We start from the raw sequence: 24,285 nt of genomic DNA on the forward strand, positions 1-24,285 counted from the left end.
ATCATCAAATTTTAATCTTGAATAAGCCTAACCGCTAGGGCTTTATTCAAGTTTTTTTTATTTTGGAAGCAAACAAAAAAGTCTCCTTTTTGACAAAGTGACTACACGATGTTAGTATAGTGTGGTCACTTTTTTCAGAAAGTAAAATGAATTTACATAAACATAAAAAAGGAGAAATTTGTTTGGTAAAGGTAGAAGTAAAAAATTTAACAAAAATATTTGGTAAAAAGACACAAGTAGCTTTAGAAATGATGAAGAATCATCAACCGAAGACAGATATATTGAAAAAAACCGGCGCAACGGTCGGTGTGTACGATGCTAGCTTTGATGTTCAAGAAGGCGAAATATTCGTTATCATGGGTCTTTCCGGTAGTGGGAAATCAACCTTGATTCGATTATTGAATCGTTTGATCGAACCAACAGCAGGAAACATCTATATCGATGGAGAAGACATCTCAAAATTGAGTAAAGAAGAACTTCGTGAAGTTCGTCGTCACAAGATCAATATGGTTTTCCAAAACTTTGGGTTATTTCCACATCGTACGATCTTAGAAAATACGGAATATGGTTTAGAAGTTCGAGGAGTTCCGAAAGAAGAACGCCAACAAAAAGCAGAACAAGCACTTGAAAACTCAAGTTTGCTTTCATTTAAAGATCAATATCCAAATCAATTATCTGGTGGGATGCAACAACGTGTGGGGCTAGCTCGAGCATTAGCCAACGATCCAGAGATTTTATTGATGGATGAAGCTTTTTCTGCTCTTGATCCGTTGATTCGCCGTGAAATGCAGGATGAACTACTCGAATTACAATCAAATGTCCAAAAAACGATCATTTTCATCACCCATGATCTAAACGAAGCGTTGCGAATCGGTGACCGTATTGCATTGATGAAAGATGGTGAAATCATGCAAATCGGCACAGGGGAAGAAATCTTAACGAATCCTGCTAACGATTATGTTCGAGAATTTGTGGAGGAAGTGGACCGCTCCAAAGTCTTAACAGCTCAAAATATCATGGTTCCAGCATTGACTACCAATATTGAATCAGATGGTCCGAATGTGGCATTGACTCGAATGCGCAACGAAGAAGTAAGTATGTTGATGGCAGTCGATAGAAAACGAAACTTAAAAGGAATCATTACAGCTGATCAAGCGCTAGAAGCCAGACGCCAAAAACGGCCGTTGATTGATTTCTTAGATGAAAATGTCACTGTCATTGGGAAAGACATGATTGTCAGTGATATCTTCAATATTATTTATGATTCACCTACGCCACTAGCAGTCGTTGACAACGGTAAACTTAAAGGGGTTGTCATTCGAGGAAGTGTGATTGAAGCATTAGCAGAATCAGGTGAGGTGAATGAACATGAATAATTTATTAAACTATCAATTACCCGTAGCAGATTGGGTTGAAAAATTGACAGAATGGTTTACGACTACGTTTGCAGGATTATTTGCTTTTCTACAAACGATCGGGCAAGCAGTGATGTCTGGGATCACTAATTTATTATTAGTTATTCCAGCACCAGTGTTCATCCTTTTATTAACAGTCGTTGCATTCTTTATCTCTAAGAAACGTCCAGGACTGACCTTGTTTACGTTGATCGGTCTATGGTTTATTTACAATCAAGGGTTATGGTCTGATTTGATGAATACTGTGACACTTGTCTTATTGTCTAGTATGATCTCCATCATTATTGGTGTACCATTAGGAATCTTAATGGCAAAAAGCAGCAAAGCGCAAAGTATCATCAAACCGATCCTTGACTTTATGCAAACTATGCCAGGATTTGTTTACTTGATCCCAGCAGTTGCATTCTTTGGGATCGGGATGGTTCCAGGGGTATTCGCCTCAGTTATCTTTGCGTTACCACCAACTGTTCGTTTCACAAATCTAGGTATTCGCCAAGTACCAAAAGAATTGGTGGAAGCATCTGATTCATTTGGTAGTACCAGTTGGCAAAAACTGTTCAAGTTAGAATTACCATTGGCTAAAAGTACGATCATGGCGGGGATCAACCAAACCACCATGTTGTCACTTTCAATGGTCGTGATTGCTTCAATGATTGGAGCGCCAGGATTAGGTCGTGGCGTCTTGTCAGCATTACAACGTGCACAAGTCGGAAATGGATTTGTTAACGGGGTAGCTTTAGTTATCTTGGCGATCATCATTGACCGTTTTACGCAACATTTGAATCAACCAAATAATAAAAAAGCGACAGGTGCGAACAAACAAAAAAGTAAAAAACGCCAAGGAATCATTATTGGAGCTGTAGTGGTTGTGATTTTAGGTGCCATTGGCTTAGGTAGTTTAGCTAATAACAAAGAAACAAAAAAAATCAATCTTTCATATGTAGAATGGGATACTGAAGTAGCTTCAACGAATGTAGTTGCTGAAGTACTTAAAGGAATGGGCTATGATGTGTCGATCACACCATTAGATAATTCCATCATGTGGGAATCTGTTTCTAAAGGAGAATCAGATGGGATGGTAGCTGCTTGGTTACCAAAAACCCATGGTTCTCAATATGCACAGTACAAAGACCAAATAAATGATCTAGGTGCTAATTTAACCGGTGCTAAAGTTGGCTTAGCTGTTCCAAGCTATATGGATGTCAACTCGATTGAAGAATTAACCAATCAAGCAGGTAAGAAAATCACCGGTATTGAACCTGGTGCCGGAGTCGTCAATGCTGCTGAAAATACAATCAAGCAATATGACAACTTAAAAGATTGGACCGTAGAAACTTCTTCTTCAGGTGCGATGACAGTGGCATTAGGTCAAGCCATCAAAAAGAAAGAACCAATCGTTATTACTGGTTGGACTCCACATTGGATGTTTGCTAAATATGACTTGAAGTATCTTGAAGATCCTAAAAAAGCTATGGGAAGTGCTGAAGAAATCCATACGATCGTCCGCAAAGGATTAAAAGAAGACCAACCAGAAGCATATAAGGTCTTAGATAATTTCCACTGGTCAGAAAAAGATATGGAAAAAGTCATGTTAGAAATCAATAACGGAAAAGATCCACAACAAGCAGCGCAAGACTGGATCAAAGAAAATCAAAAAACAGTCGATAGCTGGAAAGAATAATGTTTAGGTAACTGATCACGAAAAGTTCGATCAAACTCTAGTAAATCATAATGAAGCGTTCTGAAAATAGTCTTTACTATTTTTGGAACGTTTCATTTTTTGTACCAATATATTAGAAGTTTTTGTGCAAGACAGCTAGTATTGAGGTGCTCGTTCAATTTTTTGTAAATATTTGAATAATGTTATGATGCTTCAACACTTCAAAACAAACCGAAGTATCTGAGAAGCATTTTGCTCATTGTATTTTTCAGTACATGTTTGTTTTTGGTTATATATGGTTTTCGTCTACATTTCGTCGACTTAACTCAGGCATCTTCGCTGTCAGTTGACTCCTTGCAAAATCTAAATCATTAAGCCAGTCTTTAATCTGTTCTTTTGCTAGGATTAAGGGCATGCGATCATGAACGGGAAGCACTGATTGACTTGGTTGAGTGGTCAAAATGATTGATTCGGTTTCAAATCCAGCTTCATTTTTATGGATTCGATAAAAACCACCGACATAAAGGACGGACGTTTGACTGTCAGTGAACATTACTTTGTGTTTATCAGAATCCCATTCATAAAAACCCGACATTGGGAAAACACAACGAGTCTCTTTGAAAGGGTGAGAGAATGTCTTTTTTTCTTCCACAGTTTCTGCTCGAGCATTGATCATTAGCTGTCCTTTTTTAAAACCGGTAAAGCCCCAACGAGTGATACCTGGCACAACAGCGGATTCTTGATTAAGACCTAATGTTACTACATGGTACGATGGAAAAATTTCATTTTTTCCAATGTGGATTTGCTGACTTTCTGCCTGTAGCTTTACTTGTTCATAATACTTTTTCAGTTCATCGGATGCTAAATCAAAAAAATAACGTCCACACATAATTTTTTCCTCCAATCACTAGTTGATAAAACGATCCAATAGTTAGTTAATGGTTGGCAAAAGGCTGTCTCATCAACTAAATAGGATCCCAAGGTGTACGAATTTCTCTGGTAATACGTCAAAAGGGCTAGACTTACTTTGTTTCATTGAAACTTTAATTAGATTGTAACGATAAATGCTTTGTTAATAAAGTAAACGCTATCATTTGGTTGCGATGAAGAGATCTGTTAGAGGAAGCAATGTGGTTTAATTAATTGAAGGTTTGGCGGAGTTCATTCATTCGCAGTTTTCCCCCGGACAATACTAAGTGATCAATCAAAAGAATATATCCGAAAAACAAAAAATGTCATCACGTACACTCTTTTCGAAACTACCGAAGTAGCCAAGAATGTACTGATGACGTGGGTTTGGCACCCAATGGGCCGTGAGGGGCTCGAACCCGCGACCCGCTGATTAAGAGTCAGCTGCTCTACCAACTGAGCTAACGGCCCAATAAATTTATGAAATATTTACTGAATATTACTTAATAATAGTAGCACTGTGGATTTTAAAATGCAAGACTAGCTTAAAAAAAATCATAAAAAACTTTACGTCTTTATAGAAATTCATTCATAGTTTATTCACAAATGCTCAGTATGATATAACCATACCAACCAACAAAAGTTCTTGCAAAAGAACTAACCCTAACACTTTTTCATTTTTACTCCTTCCCGCCATTTTTAATGGCGGGTCTCCTATTTTAGTAGGTAAAACCATGCAAATGATCCACTTCCTCAAATCCTGCTGCGATCCCTTTTTGTTCCAAAAGCGTTTCATTATTTTTTTGTAACGTTATATAGATTTCTGTACTGGCTTTTTCACGAATCACTCGATTCATCAATCCTTTGTGAGGCGCCATTAATGGATGTCCGTCTTTTTGTAGGACTGCCAGTGTTAATTTAAGCTGTTGTTGTTTGATCGTGATAACTAAATAGTCTTTTTCTTGGACGATTGATAAAATTTTAGCTCCGTAGTAAGTAGCAAAGCGGTATTCTTCGCTCTGGATCTGCAACACTGCGATGATTCCCAAAAAACGTCCACCAAGAAATGGAATTTCTGCTGCAGAAAAGAAAAAACGTGCATCGGACGTCTCAAATTGATTACACTGGGCCCATACATAAGTTGCAGGAAAAGAAGAGCCCCAATCTTTTTCTACATAACCAATCCCCTGATCAAAATCAATGGGTTGATCATTCCAGACTAATTCTCCCTGTAGTGAATGTTTCATGCTTAATATCCCATGGTAACATTCCATAAAAGCGAAATAAGAAAAAGGGCCCATGATACTAGGGGCATAGTAGCTCCGATGGATAGGTGTAAAATCGCCATAATCAATCGTTCCATGAATCGACAGATTGTCATTGGTTAACGAAAGAGAAATACCCTTTTCACTAAAGATATTTTCACCAATTTTTATGAAAAAATGTTCTTTTTCGATAAAGAGTTGCGCACTATCAAAATAAAAAATCTCGGAATGTTCATGACTGATTACTTGTATAAAGGGAGACTTTTCTCCGTTTTCCGCAATCGAATAGCCAGGAATGAAAGCATAAACGTTATTTCCGATTTGATGTTTAAAATACCATCCTTCAAAAAAAGGGTGGGTTTTGTTTTCTCCTTGAAAAAATTTATCTGTTGGAATCATCTTTATTTCCCTCCATTCACTCTTATTCAGTGTACCATGCCGAATGGACTGAAGGTTTCAAATAAGCTTAGAAGTAAGCCAGTTACTATCCGTAGGTCTTAAGGAATCAGAAAAGTAAGAAAAAATAGCAAACAAAGAACCAAGGTATCTGTTTAAGGAGGGAAAGATTGTTTTATTTTAGGTATTCGCAAGTAAAATTGTTTTATTTTCTCGAGAAATTTAATATAATTGAATTACCTAGTTAAAAAAACTAGATTGGATGTTTTTAATAACTCTAATAAGATGTTTGTAAAAACAACAAAGGAGAACAAGTAATGGAAAAAATGCGACAACAATTAATTGAATGGGGAAAAGAACTGGAAAATTATCATTTACCTCAGTGGGATGAACTTCCTGATTTAGAACTTTATATGGATCAGGTCAGAACGTTAGTTGATCGCTATCTTTCTCCTGTTATCCGAGGTGAGAAACATCCATTGTTGACCTCTTCAATGGTAAATAATTATGTGAAATTAGGGCTAGTTCCAGCGCCCATCAAAAAACGATACAACAAAGAGCATGTTGCATTTTTAATTGCAATTACATCATTGAAGCAAGTCCTGACAATTCCCGAAATTAAAGAAGGAATCCTCTTTCAAGGGAAAACGGTTGGTATCCGTGAAGCCTACAATCTATTTTGTCACGAACAAGAAAAAGCCATCAAAATGGTTAGCCAATTGGCTCAAGGAGAAGTCTATCCACAGATATTGGAGCAAGAAATACCCGTAGAATATATCGCAGTTCGATCGGCGACCTTGTCATTTGCGATGAAATTGTTGGCAGAAAAAACGATTAGTCTAGAAACTGAGTATTTAATTGAGGAGAAAAAAAATGAAAAATAAAGTGGCGATTTTAGTAGACTCTGGGACAGACGTTCCACAAGAGCTAATTGAAAAATATCAAATGTATGTGATTCCATTAAAGATTATTTATAAAGATCGAGTATATACTGATAAAGTTGATATTACTCCGGAGGAAATCTATCAAAGATTACCTCAAGAGATTCCAGGAACATCTTTACCTGATGGCGAAACAATTACCAAAATTTTTGAACAGATCAAACAGGACGGCTATGAAAAAATCTTAGCAGTGACAATCTCAAGTGGATTAAGTGGTACGTATAACATCGTTCGGTTGATTGCCCAACAACAAGAAGAATTGGAAGCGTATGTACTAGATACTAAGAACATTGGGATCGGAGCAGGCTTTTCAGCAATTCAAGCAGCTAAATGGTTAGAAGAAGGAATGGAATGGTCATTATTGATTGAAAGACTCAATGAATTAGTCAAACAGACCAAAGTATTCTTTAACGTGGCAACCCTTGAATATTTACAAAAAGGGGGAAGGATTGGGTTAGTTGCTTCTATATTAGGAACGGCTTTAAAATTAAATCCAATCATTTCTTGTAATGATGAAGGCATTTACTATACAGTGGGCAAAGCAAGAGGTCGTAAAAAAAGTCTAGATCGAACTGTTTCCTATGTGAAAGAACGAGTTGGAACAGCTAAAGTCTTTAACTTAGCCGTTGCGCATGGAGACGCCAAAGAAGAAGCAACTGAGATGATGGCGAGATTGAAAGAAGAATTTCCACAAGCGCAACAAATCTATTTTGGTCAAATATCCCCTGCACTTGTTGTTCATACAGGTCCTGGTTTGTTAGGCGTCGGGGTTCAAGTATTAGAAAAGTAATCAGAAAAATAGCTATTCAACAAAGTCAAACAGCTTAAAATAGCAAAGAAGAGGTTGGAATAAAAGTGTTTAGCATCGAGAAATAAGAAGGGATTTTCGAAAATTGAAACGAAACATAAATACTAGTGTTTGCTGTTAATTGTTATCTACTTGGCACTTCCCAAATTTTTGGTTAATTTCGGCTTATTTTTCGAAGATGTTGGTTTCACCGTTTATTTGTTTTTCTAGATACTAGAAGAGACTGAGGCAAGTTTTGCCTTAGTCTCTTTTTGATCGTTTAGCTAAGAATGACTCTGAGTGATAGGAAAGATAAAAATCAACATCTTACAACTTAAACAAAAAAAGATAAATATTATATAGCTTAAGTAGCGATGTATTTGGCAGCGTAAAATGTTATAATACGAACTATTAATAAAAAGAGGTGGTATAAATGAAAAAAGTAGGATTTGTAATGGTTATTTCAGCTTTTCTTCTTGTTGGTTGTGGCACAAAAGGAAATAAAGCAGAAGAATCAAAGGCTGCTTCATCCAGTGAAACTCAAACAATGACTAACTCTTCAAGTTCAGCCAAACAAGCATCATCACAAACCCAATCTACTACGACTAATTCCCAGTCTGTCGCGAAAAATACGAATACTACGCAAAATGAAACAACGAGCGCATCAACGACAATCAGCAGCACCACCGAAACAATGGTCACTCCCGATCCGCTAAGTGGCTATACAAACGACCAAATTGAATATGCCCGTGTCTGGTTAGCAGTTATGGGTACACATTACAAAACCGATTTATCCAGTGGGAATTTTAAACTTCATGTGTCACATTCAGCTGCTGGAGCAGCAGTCAATCCTTATGATAGCACGAGTTTGACTTTTCCAACTGAAACGGTTACTCTTTCAGGAGAATATGGTTATCAAAGTTTAGTTGTTTATTCAAGCAATCATAACGGTACGATCACTTGTTATCCTGTTCCGAGTCATTTTCAAGGTGATCCAAGAGATCAAGCAGCAGTGAAAAAGCAGGAACAAGAAATCCTTGATCAAGCAACGATTGTTTCGATCCCGACTGGCAATCCTGAAGATGTCAAAGAATTAATTGCGGTACAAGTTGTAGATAACTGATGAATACCGTCGTTTTCTATAAAAAATAAAATAGCCCTATCAATCAGTAAAACGAATCGAAAAAAATGCTATTTTTTGATTCGTTTATTTTTTGTCACCAAAAACAAATAAAGGATAAACAAAATGAGGATTCAAGTGAGAAGTGTATGTTTTCTGTAAGGCTTTTTTTACAAAGATGAAACATCTTGGAAAATACGTTATAATGGGAGAGTATGACAATAATAAAAAAGAGGTGGCTCTTTAATGAAAAAGATTTTAGTTGTCGATGACGAAAAGCCGATTTCGGATATCGTCAAATTCAATTTAGCCAAGGAAGGCTATGATGTTTATACTGCATATGACGGGGAAGAAGCCTTAGAAAAAGTCACTGAGGTGGAACCTGATTTGATCTTGCTAGATTTGATGTTACCAAAAATGGATGGCTTAGAAGTCGCGCGTGAAGTACGGAAAACCTACGACATGCCGATCATTATGGTGACTGCAAAAGATTCTGAAATCGATAAGGTATTAGGACTGGAATTAGGTGCTGATGATTACGTGACGAAGCCTTTTTCTAATCGTGAACTAGTGGCTCGAGTGAAAGCCAATCTTCGTCGTGGCGCAACTGCTACCAAAGAAGTAGAAGAAATTGCCCCTTCTGAACTCGTGATTGGTGACCTGACGATTCATCCGGATGCTTATATGGTAACGAAACGAGGCGAAACAATTGAACTAACGCATCGTGAATTTGAATTGCTTTTTTACTTAGCAAAACACATCGGACAAGTGATGACACGAGAGCATTTGCTGCAAACCGTGTGGGGCTATGATTACTTTGGTGATGTGCGAACTGTAGATGTAACCGTGAGACGTCTACGCGAAAAAATTGAAGATAATCCAAGTCATCCTAATTATTTAGTGACACGGCGAGGTGTTGGTTACTATTTACGTAACCAAGAACAGGAGTAATTGATGAAAGGAAAAGTGCGCTTTTTTCGATCAGTCAATTTCAAAATTGCGATCACGTTTATTTTGATCTTACTGATTTCGATTGAGATTATTGGTGCCTACTTTATCCGAGGGTTAGAGCGTTCAACAATCAATACATTTATCAAAGATATGAATCAAACAGTTGAATCTTTAGCGACCACGATCAGTCCCGAATTAAATCGTAAAGACAACGCAGACATTGAAGAAGTCAATGCCAATATCAAACGATTCATTGAAAACAATGCCTCGAGTGACATTTTAGAGATTCGAGTTATTGATGAAAAAGGGATTATACGTGGGACAACGGATGTTAGTGATCAAAGCTCAATCGGTAAGAAAAACGATTATGTAGATATCAATGATTTCACAACAAAAAGGTATGTCGCATTAGATAGTGACGATAAGCGAGTGAATATCAATATTCAACCGATCCTGTCCCCGACCGGCGATGCCGTTATCGGGGCTCTTTACGTCAAAAGTAATATTGAGCAAAAATATTCTGAAATCAATAATACTGCGATTATATTCTTCACAGCTTCGTTGATCGCAGCCCTGATCTCCATGGTCGTATCAGTCTTAGTCGCACGGTCGATCACTCAGCCAATTGGCGAGATGCGAGAGCAAGCGATTAGGATTGCTCGGGGAGATTATAGTCGTAAAGTTAAAGTCCATGGACAAGATGAATTAGGGCAACTGGCGGATACATTCAACCAGCTGGCTGAAAGAATCGAAGAAGCTCAAGACACGATGGAAGCGGAAAGGAATCGGTTAGATAGCGTCCTGTCACATATGACAGATGGTGTCATTGCGACCGATCGAAGAGGTAAAGTCATTACGATCAACGATATGGCTGTTTCTTTATTGGATGTCAAAAATGAAGATGCAATCGGTCAGTCGATTTTGACTTTGTTAGATATTGAAGAAGAATATACATTACGTAAACTGCTAGAAGACCCAAATGAAATGGTACTTGATCGTTCAACTGGATTAATGGAAAGCGACCAAATGATTTTACGAGTAGATTTCTCCATGATCCGCAGAGAATCAGGTTTTATTAGTGGATTGGTAGCCGTATTGCATGATGTAACAGAACAAGAAAAAACAGAAAGAGAACGTCGTGAATTTGTCTCGAACGTGTCTCATGAACTTCGCACACCGTTGACAAGTATGCGTAGTTATATTGAAGCTTTAAGTGAGGGAGCTTGGAAAGATGAAGAAGTTGCTCCTAATTTCCTAAAAGTAACGTTAGATGAAACAGATCGAATGATCCGCATGATCAATGACCTGTTGAATCTTTCGCGAATGGATACAGGAAATACACAATTACAGTTAGAGTACGTCAATTTTAATGAATTAGTCAATTTTGTTCTTGACCGCTTTGATATGATGGTGGGTAACCAAGAAAAGAACTATACGATTAAACGGGAATTTACCCAAAGAGATCTTTGGGTAGAGATTGATACCGATAAAGTAATCCAAGTGATTGATAATATTATGAATAATGCGATCAAATATTCTCCAGACGGTGGAATGATCACATGTCGTTTGTTGGAAACACACAATAATGTGATTTTAAGTATTACTGACCAAGGACTTGGGATTCCTAAAAAAGATTTGAATCGGGTATTTGAACGATTTTACCGCGTGGATAAAGCGCGTGCGAGAGCCCAAGGTGGAACGGGGTTAGGATTGGCTATCTCTAGAGAAGTAGTCAAAGCCCACCGTGGCGCAATCTGGGCAGAGAGTAAAGAAGGAAAAGGATCAACCTTCTATATCTCGTTGCCATATGAACCATATGAGGAGGAATGGTGGGAATGAAAATTTCTGAAAAAGTTATTCGAATAGGATTACTCCTAATGATTGCTTTAAGTATCTACCTCTCATATGCCATTTGGCTAAGTCCAGCAGGTAAAACCTCGGTTAATTTTGACGAATCCAATTCACAGATGATCGATTCACAAAACTACCGAAAAGCATCTGAAGTTTTTCTTCCATTACATGTGACTTGGTTGCATTCAGGACAAATAAAGGAAACAAATAGTGAAAATCTTGTTTCTCGCCTCCAAACAGTCATCGAGGGCGCTCGATTTGGCAGAGTAACAGAAATCGTCAATGGCGATAAAGAGAAATTTGACAAGCTAAAAACTATTCAAGAAGGCATTGAGCTTACTTATAATGCGCCGCTGCTACTTAGTGAGTATAAAGAAGCCTTTCATCTAAGTTTGGATTTTTCAGCGCTTCCTAATCGGACAGATTCTATTTACTTTATGCGTATCCAGTTTGATAAAAATGAGAACAAAGTGCGATTCCTTGATTTTGAGACGGATTCCATTTACGAATCGAATCTTTCAGTTGATTGGAAAGAGTTGGAAAAAGAATTAAAGGCAACCGATAGTACGTGGACAGAGATGGAAAAAACGCCTTCGATTGTTGAGACACAATATGAAACGAAAGATAAAATCAAATTAAAAAAATATAGTTATATCCTGTCACAACAACCATATACTTTGTTTAGAAATGCCTTTTTCCAAAAACCAGATGAGGTCAAAACAAATAATGAGAGCAATGAACTGCTTTTTTATGATGGAAATGAGACGATGAGGATTCATTCAGAAACACAAATCGTTGATTTTCGGGGAGAAATCGGACAAGACAACGTCACAGCGAATATTTTCTCACAAAGTTTTCCATATATTAGTAAATTAGGCAATTCATTAGGAAATATGCGTTATTTTGATCGAGAGAACAATCAGATCGATTATCGAATATTTGTAGAAGGATTTCCTGTATTTGGTTCAGACAGTAAAGGGAAAGTTGAGATTGAAATTGGAGCGGATCAAGTAGATTCACAAGTGAAGATCCAAACCAGCTTGAATACGATCCAAGTACCGATTCCATCTGATGAAGAAGTTGAATTGCCACAAACAGAAAAAGTCATCCAGAGTCTTTTGGATAAAGGGGCAGACAAAGAAAAAATCGAGTCGTTGATTGTTGGCTACACGTGGCAAAATATCAAGGAAACGAATCGAGTCGTCGATTTATTACCTGAGTGGTATGTAAAATACCAAGGTCAATGGTACGCTGTCAATGATTTGCTTGGACGATTACCTGAAACGGAGGCGAATTAAATGGATTTCAAAAAAATTGAATGGATTTTTTTCGTTGCTTTTTTAGGGTTAAATGTTTTTTTATTTAGAAGTTATCAAGAAACGATCAGCCAAGAAAATAATGTGATCCGATCAGGACAAACCGAATCCATTCAACAACGACTTTCTAGTGATGACATTTCTTATACTGGTAAAATCTCTTCAGAAAGTAGACAAGGGTATTATTTAAGTGCGGAGGAAACGGACCTTAGTAAGGAACTGGATAGTCAACGTCATGGGACAAGTAAAAAAGGACTGTTGAGTAGTGGGATTGTTTTCAATGACAATGTCTTAACAAAAACTTTATCTGAGACAGAATCAGAAAATAGTATTTTTGATCCTGATAAAATGGGAAGTTCAGTGAATAGCTTTTTAAACAAAAAAAACAATGTACTCTTTGGTAGCGATTATGTTTATATGAAGAATTTTTCTGATCTAGACAGCGCAACGCCAGAAGTACAAGCAAGTCAAAAATATGATGGCCTACCTTTTTATGATGATACAGCTAAAATTGTGTTTTCACTGAATAAACAAGATAAAAGTTACATGGTCACGAAGTACACTCAGACACATTTATCCGATATTGAACAATTACGGGAAAAAACAGAATTACACACAGAAGAAGATGCAATCAAAACATTGTATGTAAATAATAAGATTTCTCGAGGTTCAAAAATCCTTTGGAGGCAGCTTGCTTACTCTTGTATTTTGAAAGTGCGAGAAAAGAATGTGTATGTTCCAGTCTGGTATGTGGCGATAGAAACGCCTGATAAATCGACCCAAGTAGAGTCGGTCAATGCATTTAGTAATACGATTGTAACAAATAATACGATTCCAAAGGTGGAAGATCATTAAAAAAGTAGTATAATGAAAAAAGTTTACAAAGTAAGAAGGGAAGTAGTCAAATGGCTGAAGAAAAACCAGCTTTTAAAATCAGTATCCTAGCCAGTGGAAGCTCTGGAAATTCACTTTATATCGAAAGTGATAAAAAAAGGCTCTTGGTAGATGCTGGTCTCAGCGGGAAAAAAATTACTTCTTTGTTGGCACAAATTGATCGGACACCTGACCAATTAGACGGGATTTTAGTCACTCACGAACATCGTGATCATATTCATGGAGTAGGGGTACTTGCAAGGAAATATCATTTAGATGTGTTTGCCAATGAAAAAACATGGGAAGCAATGTCTCCATTAATTGGGAATGTTCCTATTGAACAAAAGCATTTGTTTGAAATGGGGAAGGTGCAAACATTTGGGGATCTAGATATTGAAAGCTTTGGCGTTTCTCACGATGCTGCAGCTCCGCAATTTTATCGTTTCCATAAAGAAAACCGTTCATTTGTGATGTTAACTGATACAGGTTATTGCAGTGATCATATGCGAGGAATCATCAAAAATGCAGATGGCTATTTGATGGAAAGTAACCATGATTTAGAGATGTTGCGGATGGGCCCTTATCCTTGGAATTTAAAGCAACGGATCTTAGGTGATCGGGGGCACTTATCCAATGAAGATGGCGCCTTAGTCATGACAGATGTTATTGGTGATCGTACCAAACGTATCTACCTTGGTCACTTGAGTAAAGAAAACAATCTAAAAGAACTAGCTCACTTGACGATGGAGAATGTCCTAAAAGAAAAAGATCTAGGTGTCGGTTATGAATTTGATATTTATGATACCGATCCCTCAGAAGCAACGGAGTTATTTTCGATTTAGCCGTAGTCAACTATATAACCCCAAAAACGCTCAAACAACTTGTTTTGAGTGTTTTTTTTGTTCATTTAAAGCAGAGAGGATTTTTGTCTCATTCAGTTACGTTTTATTAACAACGGGGTGTACTTTCAATAAGGCTATAATAGTTTAAATTTTAGATAAGATATATTGTTCATTGGTTATTGATAGTGATTTTTTATTATATTTAATTAAATATAAATGTTTGTTTAATAGAGATGTGTTTATGAAAAATAGTTATTTTATTATTTTAGGGTTGTTATTGTTGGCGGGGTGTTCAAACTCAGGAGTTGATCGTACCTCTTCCAGCAAGGATCAGACTTCCACGCAGATCACCAAGACTTCTACAGAAAATTCACAAAATAGTACCACCAAGGAAAAAGAGAATCAACCTATTAGTAATGTAGAATCGACGGGAAATAATCCTGCAGAGGATTCAAATGTGCAAGAAATAAAGGATTCTTCAACTACTACTGAAACGATTGCTAATGAAAGCGAGAAAACAGATGAATACTATCGTTTAATCAAGCAGGCGTGGCAAGAACAATCTGAATATATCAACTCGTTAACAGATCCTAAGGTGAAACAATCTGTTCAAACACCGTCTGCTGCCGCAAACGCCAAAGCTAGCCAATTGGAATTGGACAATCCAGCAGATACGCAGTTGATCCAAACTAGTTTAAAACAAGTGCTGAATGGTCAATAATAAATAAGGAAAAATAGTTGTGATTAACAGGATCCTTTCCGAAAAAATTAGCCGAAGGAGATTGAGACAAGTTTTGTCCCAGTCCCTTCGGCATTTTTTGACAAATGCTAAAACAGCTATTCAAAGATCAAGTATAGTTAGACCGTAAATGAAAAATATAATAGAGAAGACTAGGCAAGAGGGACATTGCTCAAAACAGACAGATACAAAGTGAAACTAGCTTCCCATTATTATTGTATTAGTGAAAAGATTGAAAATTTTTATTACGCCTAATAGGTGTATCACTTACTTTTACATAATCAAAAAGTTGAAACAAGCTAAAAGTTTATTTTAGAAAAATTATTGAATCGTTCCAAATGTTTCACCTTTTTGTACTCTCCATCCGGGATAACGATACTACTCAAAGTTGGAAACATAATCAGATGTGATCCACATTGACGATAGACATACCATTGAAATGCTTTGCTATTTTTCAAAGTAGATGAATAGGGAAAGAAAAACATAGTGATTAGGCAATATATTTCAAGAATGATTCTTTGATTCGTTGACATTTTTTTCTGGTTTTTGCATCGTAAGTCTTACTGATTCCTAAAAGGAGACAAATTTCTTTACAAGAATAACCGTGATAAAGCAGTTCGATGAAGGTACCTCTAAAAAAGTCCTGTTTTTTAAAATTTTCTATTAGAAGTTTTTCCTCGATCGAACGTTCGGCACTTTTAACTGTGCAATTTTTAGAATGATGTAGCGATTCGATGTTTTCCCATCTTGTCACGTCATAAGTAATCCCATCTTTATTGAAGACCTTACTTCCGGATTTTTTATATTGTTTCCAAGTCTTCTTTTCAGCAATATAAATCCTTCGCAACGTAACATTTTTAAACGTGGAGCCTGAGATACTCTTGAAATCTTCAATGCCTTCCCAAATTGCTAAACAAAGGTTACTGTAGAAGTCTTCAAAAGGAATAAATACTCCGTTAGATTGTGCTTTAAATACAAAACGATGCGCACAAGATTTTATATAAGGGTCTAAATCTAAAATGATTAAATCTAAGATATCTTTATCATTCGTCAGATAATATTTCTTCAATAAGTCATCAATCATTTGCCAGATATTCATTTCGCAACACACTACCTTTATTTTTTGAAAGATACGTTCCTAAAAATGTTATTTTGTGACATATAAAATAACTTTTTTGTAAAAGTTAAATAAATGATAGTCTGATAGATATATAATAAAAACAGCAGTTTTTTAATAAAAAATTTTATTTTTGTTTTATTCTTTATAAAATCGTGAATGACAGCAGTCAGTCTGATATAAAGGAGATGTCTTTCTTTAAATGATTTTTCTAAGAGATGGTGCATTCGTAAGTAGTAATGATTGATAAAATTAATTAAAGTATGTAATGAATTAGCAAGTTCCTCATTTAATAACAAAAACAAAACAATATTAATTGTTTTAAAATCACTTTTGTATTTATCTTTTTATAAATAAAGTGTTTTTTAATCGCATTTTTGTTAGGCTGTTTTTCTCTCATACTGCGTATTTTTGTAAAACGAAAGGAAAGACACTTTAGTTGGAGGAGAAGGGGAACGAGTTGGTTTAGTGCAAAGTTGATAACTCTTGTGGGCGCTTATAAGACGATGTCGATGTGGTTAAATTTTTTCTATGAACCAATCTAATTCAATGTTTATAGTTAGATCTAGATGAACATGATTTTAATAGGATCTGAAAATAATCCAAATGGCAATGACTGCTGTTTTCTGTCGTATTTAAAATAAGAGTGCTATTAGAGAAGAACATCAAAGTGTTTTGAGAAGGTTAAAAGAGGAAATGGTGAGTGTCACGATAAATGGAAACTGCTAGTAGCTAGCGGATAAAACATAATGAATAGCTCTAAATAAATCGATCTTTTTCATAACTACGAAGGAAAAATTTGTTAAGAGAATGAGCTAGGATCGGAAAGAACGCAAAAAAAGACCAGCGACTAAGAGTTGCTGGTCAGTAGATAGTATAAGGCGAGTCTTTAGATTGGTGTTAGTTGGCAGCTCATGAAGCAGCGATCCAGCCCTTTTGTACGGCGATCTGCACCACTACCACCAATGTATTCATTCCCACATGTGTGATCATCGAGGTCCAGATTCTTCCCGTTGCTTTGTATTGTAGACTAAAGAAAAAACCTAAGAAAAAGTAGATCAGTAAGTGACCATCATTATGGGCAAAAGCAAACAATAAGGAACTAACGATTGCCCCGATCCAAAAGTTTGTATATTTGCCAACGATACCTAAGATGCTGCGACGAAAGACGAATTCTTCCATGACTGGACCAGCAACTGTGGTAGCTATTAAAAAGGCTGGAGCTTCAAGAATCATTTGAATAATATTTTGTGTATTCTCAGAAGGAGCGCTGTTACCAAATAAAAGAGTTTCCAACGTCACTGCAAGCGCCTGTAAGATCAAAGCAATGAAAATCCCAACAAACCCATATAAGATGATTTTTGGCGTCGAAGCACTAGGAATGGCTGCTTCTAGTGGTAGTGGTTCATTTTGCTTGAAATAAAAGAAAGCTAAAACAACTGCTCCTATGATATAGGCAATCGTCGTTGCTGTAATCACACCAGTAACAGTATGGATGATTCCGATAGATGAAAGGATCAATGGGGAAAGAAAAATGAGTCCATAGCAAAAGATACTAGCGAAACTATATTTTTTTAATGACATAAAATACCTCCTTAAAGATAGGCAGAAGTAGACTGCAAGAATAGAAATTAATTATAACATAGATCAATTTAGAGGCTATTACTAAGGGACTTCTAACGGTTACGGATAAAATTAGTGTACTTTCATTTAAAAAGCTTGCAAAAAAATCAAAGTATGAGTATTATTAAAAATGTAGGTTAGCACTCGATGTGTAAGAGTGCTAACGAATCCAAAAAAAGAGTTATCGGAGGGATTTATCGTGTTAAAACCATTAGGTGATCGCGTCATTATCGAAGTCGCAAAAGAAGAAGAAACAACTGTTGGAGGAATTGTTTTAGCTTCATCCGCTAAAGAAAAGCCACAAACAGGAACAGTTGTTGCAGTCGGTGAAGGCCGTTTATTGGAAAACGGAGAAAAAGTTCCTGCTGCTGTAAAAGCGGGCGACCAAGTGATGTTTGAAAAATATGCCGGTACAGAAGTAAAATTTGAAGGAAAAGAATATTTGATCGTTGCAGGAAAAGATATCATGGCGATCGTTGAATAAATAAAAAAGTACGAAAAAAATTTGATGAGGTGAATAGACATGGCAAAAGAATTGAAATTTGCAGAAGATGCACGCGCAGCAATGCTACGTGGAGTTGATAAATTAGCTGATACAGTAAAAGTAACATTAGGTCCAAAAGGTCGTAATGTTGTATTAGAAAAATCATACGGTTCACCATTGATTACTAATGATGGCGTAACAATTGCAAAAGAAATCGAATTGGAAGATCACTTTGAAAACATGGGTGCAAAATTAGTTTCTGAAGTGGCTTCTAAAACCAATGATATCGCAGGTGACGGAACAACAACCGCTACTGTGTTAACCCAAGCAATTGTTCGTGAAGGATTAAAAAACGTAACAGCTGGGGCAAATCCTTTAGGTATTCGTCGTGGGATCGAATTGGCAACCAAAGCAGCTGTTGAAGAATTGCACAACATTTCAACAGTCGTAGATTCTAAAGAAGCAATTGCTCAAGTTGCAGCTGTTTCTTCTGGTTCAGAAAAAGTGGGACATTTGATTGCTGATGCAATGGAAAAAGTCGGCAATGATGGTGTTATTACTATTGAAGAATCAAAAGGAATCGAAACCGAATTAGATGTTGTTGAAGGTATGCAATTTGATCGTGGTTACTTGTCACAATACATGGTGACTGACAATGACAAAATGGAAGCTGTTTTAGAAAATCCATACATTTTGATCACAGATAAGAAGATTTCTAATATCCAAGACATCTTGCCTTTATTAGAACAAATCTTACAACAATCTCGTCCGCTATTGATCATCGCTGACGATGTGGATGGAGAAGCTTTACCAACATTAGTCTTGAACAAAATCCGTGGGACATTTAACGTTGTTGCAGTGAAAGCACCTGGTTTCGGTGATCGTCGTAAAGCAATGCTTGAAGATATCGCTATCCTAACAGGCGGAACAGTGATTACGGACGACTTAGGATTAGAATTGAAAGATGCAACAATCGAAAACCTAGGAAATGCTTCAAAAGTTGTGGTAGACAAAGACAACACAACAATCGTTGAAGGCTCTGGCGATAAAACAGCCATTGAAGCACGTGTTCAATTGATCAAAAACCAAATTGCTGAAACAACATCAGATTTTGACCGTGAAAAATTACAAGAACGCTTAGCAAAACTTGCTGGTGGGGTTGCAGTGGTCAAAGTTGGTGCAGCAACTGAAACAGAATTAAAAGAATTGAAATTACGAATTGAAGATGCGTTGAATGCAACTCGTGCTGCCGTTGAAGAAGGTATGGTTTCTGGTGGTGGTACAGCATTAGTGAATGTCATCAGCAAAGTTTCAGCAGTTGAAGCTCAAGGGGACGTTGCAACAGGTGTGAAAATCGTTGTTCGTGCCTTAGAAGAACCAATTCGTCAAATCGCAGAAAATGCGGGATATGAAGGTTCAGTCATCGTTGATAAATTGAAAAATGTTGAATTAGGAACAGGTTTCAATGCTGCAACAGGCGAATGGGTAAATATGGTTGAAGCAGGGATTGTTGATCCAACCAAAGTTACTCGTTCAGCATTACAAAATGCTGCATCTGTTTCAGCTCTATTATTAACAACTGAAGCAGTAGTTGCTGACAAACCAGAACCAGCAGCACCTGCAGCGCCAGCAATGGATCCATCAATGATGGGCGGCATGATGTAGTCATTAAGAAAGAATCCTTATTTTTAAAGGATTCTTTCTTCTTTTTTTGTCTTGTTTTGAATAAAAGGAGCAAAAAAGGGGCAAAACTATTAAAGGATATTTAGTTAATCAACCATTCGATGTGGATAGTTGCTTAGGCTCTAGAACTATCTCTATTGTTAGAAAGACCAATATAAATGAAGTTAGAGGATCTTGATGTGCTACTATTTTTGTCTTTTTTCTTCTTTATATTCTTCATGTTTTTCAGATTCTCATTCTTAGACAACATGGAGTGATTATTTTCCTTTGTACTTTTTAATGGCATAGGTTTCTCTACTAGGCAGTATTCTTTAATGTTTACTAGGTTAGACATTCGTTCGTTTATTCGATGTTTTCTTCTCATTATTTTTACTAATCTTCTGCGTTGTAGTATGGTCTTTATTTTATACTTTATTAGTCTCATTATTCTTTTCAGTATACCTGCTTTTTTTTGCTTTTTATACAATTGAAAAACTCCTCTCAGTTACTGTTTTAAATGCATAGTAGCAGATTTTTAACGAGGAACCCGAACTTATTTTTCTAGATATTTAAAATAAAGTTCTACTTTTTAATTAAAGATTCAAAGATAAGTTTAAAGATTTAAAGACAAGAGTATGTATCGTATTGCTCGTTTTTTTAGAAGGTGAAGCAAAGATCTTGCTATGAGACGCGTTTCATAAGCTATACTCAATTCATCAAAAAGGAGGAATTACTGATGAATACTTATATCAAAACGACCAATGGCGCTACGAATGACTATTTTTATGCTTTTGTTGAATTTAAAGAAACAGTGCTTGAATTGTCTAGTCCTCAAGGGTTAAATAAAACGGTAATGAAAAAAATTCCTTTAGATGAAATTAGTGGATTGGCAAAAGATACGTATCTGGGTGGGCAACGTATTAGCTTTGAATATGATGGAACGTTCTATCAATTTTTTGAATGTGGGCATGCTGTGGTAGACTATTTACAAGAAAATCTTTTTGCATAGGTGGTTTTAGTAAAGCATGACAAACATCAGAGATATTGCAAAACTGACGGGCTATTCTGTCTCTACCGTTTCACGGGTGATCAATAATCATCCTTATGTTGACGAAACAAAACGTGCCAAGATTCTATCCGTCATTAATGAGTTATCGTATGTTCCTAATGCAAGTGCCAGACAGCTCAGTTATGGAAAAACAAAAAATATTGGTGTTATTCTGCCTTATACGGATCATCCTTATTTCGATCAATTGCTTAGTGGGATCATTGAAGTCGCCTTCAACGAAGATTATCAGGTGACCTTGTTACCAACAAATTATCAGGCAGAAAGAGAGAGAATGTATTTAGAAGAATTTGCAGGTAAACGATTTGATGGTTTGATCGTTACTTCTCGTGCCAACAATTTAGATGTATTGCTCTCTTATCAAAAGTATGGGCCAATCATTTTTTGTGAAGAAATAAAAGAAACAGAAGCTGGTTGCGTGTTTATCGATCGTGAACAATCTATTACTGAAGCATTATTGTATTTAAAAAAACAGGGCGTGGAAAAGCTTGGCGTTACTTTAGGAAGAAGTGGTCGTCTTAGTTTTAATACAAAAGTGACGTTGGAACTTTGTAAAAAAATATTTCCCGATTTCAAAGAGGAAAATGTTTTTTGGAACTGTATTGACTATGAACAAGGGGTGAATGCATCGACGTATTTTAAAGAAAAAAAGGTAGATGGTGTCTTCACTAATTCAGATACAGTTGCTGCCGGTATATTGCAAAGCTCCATCTTAGAAAGTAAAAACCGTCTTGTTGGTCGTGATAATCTGTTGATCAGTGAGCTAATGTCTTTTTCTACGATTGACCATGGCTTAAGAGAGTGTGGAGAAACGGCCTTTCTACTTTTTATCGAAGAAAAAAAAGATCAAATCAAAATTCCTTATCGATTTATTGTGCGATAGTCGAAATGGTTTTAATGCGGAATCAAAAGTAGATCGAAGTAACGCAAAAACCTAAAAAAGAAACCGAATAGCCAAAAATAGTTTCTCCTATTTTTGTGATTGCTTCGGTTTCTTTTTGACGTCAATGGATTATGAAAGAATGTAGTGTCTGCATTCTGACAGGAAGGATCATAAAGTGAGATCTTCGCTACTTATTTCCTAAAATGAACGTCCACTCAAAGACAACTTATTCAACCGCGTATGTTTGAATGATCGTATTCAATGCTTGGGCAGCTCCGTTTCCACAACGCTCATCATAGTAAGCGGTGAATCGTTCATCAGAGATATACAATAAGCCTAAGCCACGATGAGCTTCGGAACTATAAGAAGGCCAGCTAAAAGTAAGCCATTTTTTGTGTTCTTCAAATAGTTTCAATGCTAGTTTTTGATCAGAGTCTGATTGTAAATAAGCTGTCAAATCAGCTAAGAGTTGTTTTTCTAAAGACTGCATTTCTTCAAATTTTTCTTCAGACATATTTTGCCATTTTTTATTTGCTTTCTCAACGGTGTCGTCTCCATATTTTTCTCGTATTTCTTGTCCATAGTTTGTTTCATTTTCCATTATTTTTTGTTTTTTAAATCCTTCAAATTTCTCATGATCTTTCATCGGTTTTCCTCCTTCGTAACTCTCCAATGTATGTTGAATAGTCATTAATAGTGTGTCGAGCTGTTTTCTTTTTTCTTGTAACATTTCTTGATGTTGGATCAACGCTTGTCGATGATCGAAAGCTGGATTATCTAAAATTTCTGCAATTTGTTCTAACTTAAAATCAAGGGAGCGATAAAACAAAATCTGTTGTAGTCGGTCAACTTCTTGGCTAGTGTAGATCCGATAGCCAGACTCAGTCACCCGTGATGGTTTCAGTAAGTGAATCTGATCGTAAAAACGCAGGGTACGAGGACTAACACCAGAAATTTCTGCCATTTTTTTTATAGTATATTCCATGCTTAACCTCCTTATAGAATGATCTTATTCCTTGACGTAACTAGAAGGTCAAGAAATTTTGAATATTTTTTTGTGTTTATTTTTATGTTATAATAAGTAAAGTAGAAAAACGAATTTTTCTGCTTTAAATATGTCATGTTGAAAGCGATTCCTTTGTTGAGCGCTTGTTATAAATAATAATAGAAAAGAGGAATAAGATGAAATTAATCGAAACGCCAGTTACAAGTAATTTAAATATTAAGACGTTTTATCCTAAAGTAGTAGATTTTTTCTTTAGTAGTAAAGCCATCAAATACTATAAACTTTATTCGCTTGATCGAACACAGATTTTATACATTGATACGTATGAAAAATCCCAATTATTGATGATTAATACGAAGAAAAAAATCACCAAGCAAGAAATTGATTTTGCAATCCGTCGTATTTTGAAAGCAGAACGTGAAGACGTCAAGGTCCATATTGGTGTAAAACAAGACTTAGAACGAGCAGGTGTCCAATTCAAACGACCAAATAAAGATATCGTGATTGTTGAACAGAAAGTAGGTCGTTCAGTGGAGGAAAAATAAAACAGTCTTCTGCAAATGAGTAAGTTGTGTACCGGTCTCAAAATTGGAGCTGTTAAGAAAAACTAGATACTTGGTTCAGAGAACAAGAGAAAAAATTTTTTCAAGGTCTCTAGGGATGGATGGCCAAGGGCAAAATGCATCCATTTAGTATTGTAGTAAGTTTTAATACATTTAAATATTTCCATCTGAGTTTGAGGTGATGTCTCTGAATTGAGTCTCTTTGTCCCACGAGGTTGGTAACGAGAAATCTTAGGATAAATTCAACAGAAAGAAGAAAACTTCTTTCTGTTTTTTTGAACTGGAAATCGGACGCTTGTTTGACTTCAAAAAAACTAGGAACTTTTTTATAAGTTTCGTTCCTCTCTTAAGTAATGCTTTTCTTGTTCTAACTTCTTCATGTCATCATGAGCATCAAAAAGTGCGTTCCCTTTTCTAAGAAACGCACTTGCTTTATATTTTTTAACTTCTTGAATCCAACGATACAAGCGGTGAGCCTGTTTTTTTAGCTACAGGCTAACTTCTTTCACAAAAAATTATTCTTCGATCATTAGGTTGACGGCAACAATTTTACTTACTTTATCAACTGAATCTCTTGGCATAATATAAATCCTCGATTTTCCTTCACTTTTTATCTAGTTTATTACAACAATTCCAACATCAAACTATAACTCTTTCCTAATACTTATTAAAATATAAAAAAAAATTTATGATGGTACCTCTTTATCAGTATATAATGCTAAGTGTCGGGAGATACGTTACATAAATCTTATTACTATAGATAAAGGGAGGTCGTTAAATATATAAGAAAGCGCAAAGTGTAATATTTTTATTTAG

At 36.1% G+C, this 24,285-nt stretch carries 21 protein-coding genes and 1 tRNA gene; 16 read left to right on the plus strand and 6 right to left on the minus strand.

Translation table 11 applies throughout. The annotated features are described in order from the left end of the window. Nucleotides 1-182 precede the first annotated feature (182 nt). Both IGK81_RS02120 and IGK81_RS02125 read left to right on the plus strand, forming a co-directional pair. Nucleotides 183-1,376 carry a quaternary amine ABC transporter ATP-binding protein gene (locus IGK81_RS02120; protein ID WP_010720061.1) on the plus strand — a complete coding sequence of 398 codons (1,194 nt, stop codon included), beginning with the start codon at nucleotides 183-185 and terminating at the stop codon, nucleotides 1,374-1,376. Further along, complete coding sequence (locus IGK81_RS02125) at nucleotides 1,369-3,096, plus strand: ABC transporter permease/substrate binding protein (RefSeq protein ID WP_010720060.1); 1,728 nt, start codon at nucleotides 1,369-1,371, stop codon at nucleotides 3,094-3,096. Before IGK81_RS02120 ends, IGK81_RS02125 begins: the two co-directional genes overlap by 8 nt. A gap of 268 nt (nucleotides 3,097-3,364) precedes the next feature. Here IGK81_RS02125 and IGK81_RS02130 read toward each other — a convergent pair whose 3' ends face one another. The 3 genes from IGK81_RS02130 to IGK81_RS02140 form a co-directional block, all read right to left on the minus strand. Further along, complete coding sequence (locus IGK81_RS02130; protein WP_034699519.1) at nucleotides 3,365-3,964, minus strand: SOS response-associated peptidase; 600 nt, start codon at nucleotides 3,962-3,964, stop codon at nucleotides 3,365-3,367. A 418-nt stretch (nucleotides 3,965-4,382) separates the two neighbouring features. Further along, nucleotides 4,383-4,455: transfer RNA gene (locus IGK81_RS02135), tRNA-Lys, on the minus strand. A 248-nt stretch (nucleotides 4,456-4,703) separates the two neighbouring features. Next, nucleotides 4,704-5,648 (minus strand): tocopherol cyclase family protein, encoded by a 945-nt coding sequence (locus tag IGK81_RS02140; protein ID WP_431393404.1) that lies wholly within the window; start codon nucleotides 5,646-5,648, stop codon nucleotides 4,704-4,706. Between the two features lie 314 nt (nucleotides 5,649-5,962). On the opposite strand from IGK81_RS02140, the gene IGK81_RS02145 reads away from it, so the two are divergent. The 9 genes from IGK81_RS02145 to IGK81_RS02185 all read left to right on the plus strand — a co-directional run bounded on the left by IGK81_RS02145 (nucleotide 5,963) and on the right by IGK81_RS02185 (nucleotide 15,047). Next, on the plus strand, nucleotides 5,963-6,529 hold the full coding sequence (locus IGK81_RS02145; protein ID WP_010720056.1) for a DUF1836 domain-containing protein: 567 nt from the start codon (nucleotides 5,963-5,965) through the stop codon (nucleotides 6,527-6,529). After that, on the plus strand, nucleotides 6,519-7,376 hold the full coding sequence (locus IGK81_RS02150; protein ID WP_010738442.1) for a DegV family protein: 858 nt from the start codon (nucleotides 6,519-6,521) through the stop codon (nucleotides 7,374-7,376). Before IGK81_RS02145 ends, IGK81_RS02150 begins: the two co-directional genes overlap by 11 nt. 430 nt (nucleotides 7,377-7,806) lie before the next feature. Further along, complete coding sequence (locus IGK81_RS02155) at nucleotides 7,807-8,496, plus strand: hypothetical protein (protein ID WP_034699523.1); 690 nt, start codon at nucleotides 7,807-7,809, stop codon at nucleotides 8,494-8,496. A 243-nt stretch (nucleotides 8,497-8,739) separates the two neighbouring features. Next, entirely contained in the window at nucleotides 8,740-9,444 is a 705-nt protein-coding gene (gene yycF / locus IGK81_RS02160; RefSeq protein ID WP_010720053.1) for a response regulator YycF, read from the plus strand. Between the two features lie 3 nt (nucleotides 9,445-9,447). Then, nucleotides 9,448-11,283: a cell wall metabolism sensor histidine kinase WalK gene (gene walK / locus IGK81_RS02165; protein WP_010738440.1), complete on the plus strand. Its 1,836-nt coding sequence runs from the start codon at nucleotides 9,448-9,450 to the stop codon at nucleotides 11,281-11,283. Then, a complete protein-coding gene (locus IGK81_RS02170) occupies nucleotides 11,280-12,593 on the plus strand; it encodes a YycH family regulatory protein (RefSeq protein WP_010720051.1) in 1,314 nt (437 codons plus the stop codon). Before walK ends, IGK81_RS02170 begins: the two co-directional genes overlap by 4 nt. Beyond that, a complete protein-coding gene (locus tag IGK81_RS02175; protein ID WP_034699525.1) occupies nucleotides 12,594-13,466 on the plus strand; it encodes a two-component system regulatory protein YycI in 873 nt (290 codons plus the stop codon). 50 nt (nucleotides 13,467-13,516) lie between these two features. Further along, entirely contained in the window at nucleotides 13,517-14,326 is an 810-nt protein-coding gene (locus tag IGK81_RS02180; RefSeq protein WP_010720049.1) for an MBL fold metallo-hydrolase, read from the plus strand. Between the two features lie 241 nt (nucleotides 14,327-14,567). Beyond that, nucleotides 14,568-15,047 (plus strand): hypothetical protein, encoded by a 480-nt coding sequence (locus IGK81_RS02185; RefSeq protein ID WP_431393406.1) that lies wholly within the window; start codon nucleotides 14,568-14,570, stop codon nucleotides 15,045-15,047. 508 nt (nucleotides 15,048-15,555) lie between these two features. Here IGK81_RS02185 and bacL2 read toward each other — a convergent pair. Further along, nucleotides 15,556-16,164: a BacL2 family protein gene (bacL2, locus tag IGK81_RS02190; RefSeq protein WP_034699527.1), complete on the minus strand. Its 609-nt coding sequence runs from the start codon at nucleotides 16,162-16,164 to the stop codon at nucleotides 15,556-15,558. 930 nt (nucleotides 16,165-17,094) lie between these two features. Beyond that, on the minus strand, nucleotides 17,095-17,766 hold the full coding sequence (locus tag IGK81_RS02195; RefSeq protein WP_034699529.1) for a CPBP family intramembrane glutamic endopeptidase: 672 nt from the start codon (nucleotides 17,764-17,766) through the stop codon (nucleotides 17,095-17,097). Nucleotides 17,767-18,004: 238 nt separating this feature from the next. Between IGK81_RS02195 and groES the strand changes: the two genes are divergently transcribed. The 4 genes from groES to IGK81_RS02215 all read left to right on the plus strand — a co-directional run bounded on the left by groES (nucleotide 18,005) and on the right by IGK81_RS02215 (nucleotide 21,900). Further along, nucleotides 18,005-18,289, plus strand: a complete 285-nt coding sequence (gene groES, locus IGK81_RS02200; protein ID WP_010738436.1) for a co-chaperone GroES — start codon at nucleotides 18,005-18,007, stop codon at nucleotides 18,287-18,289. Nucleotides 18,290-18,328: 39 nt separating this feature from the next. Continuing rightward, nucleotides 18,329-19,954, plus strand: a complete 1,626-nt coding sequence (gene groL, locus IGK81_RS02205) for a chaperonin GroEL (protein WP_010720044.1) — start codon at nucleotides 18,329-18,331, stop codon at nucleotides 19,952-19,954. Between the two features lie 733 nt (nucleotides 19,955-20,687). Then, on the plus strand, nucleotides 20,688-20,960 hold the full coding sequence (locus tag IGK81_RS02210) for a hypothetical protein (protein WP_034699533.1): 273 nt from the start codon (nucleotides 20,688-20,690) through the stop codon (nucleotides 20,958-20,960). 16 nt (nucleotides 20,961-20,976) lie between these two features. Then, nucleotides 20,977-21,900 (plus strand): LacI family DNA-binding transcriptional regulator, encoded by a 924-nt coding sequence (locus tag IGK81_RS02215; protein WP_034699545.1) that lies wholly within the window; start codon nucleotides 20,977-20,979, stop codon nucleotides 21,898-21,900. Nucleotides 21,901-22,126: 226 nt separating this feature from the next. Here IGK81_RS02215 and IGK81_RS02220 read toward each other — a convergent pair whose 3' ends face one another. Beyond that, a complete protein-coding gene (locus tag IGK81_RS02220; RefSeq protein ID WP_034699548.1) occupies nucleotides 22,127-22,885 on the minus strand; it encodes a MerR family transcriptional regulator in 759 nt (252 codons plus the stop codon). A gap of 197 nt (nucleotides 22,886-23,082) precedes the next feature. Between IGK81_RS02220 and IGK81_RS02225 the strand changes: the two genes are divergently transcribed. Further along, nucleotides 23,083-23,451 (plus strand): DUF1827 family protein, encoded by a 369-nt coding sequence (locus IGK81_RS02225; protein ID WP_034699551.1) that lies wholly within the window; start codon nucleotides 23,083-23,085, stop codon nucleotides 23,449-23,451. Nucleotides 23,452-24,285: the final 834 nt, after the last annotated feature.

This window comes from Enterococcus sp. DIV0703 (assembly GCF_051711065.1).
Taxonomy (GTDB): Bacteria; Bacillota; Bacilli; order Lactobacillales; family Enterococcaceae; genus Enterococcus_B; species Enterococcus_B hirae.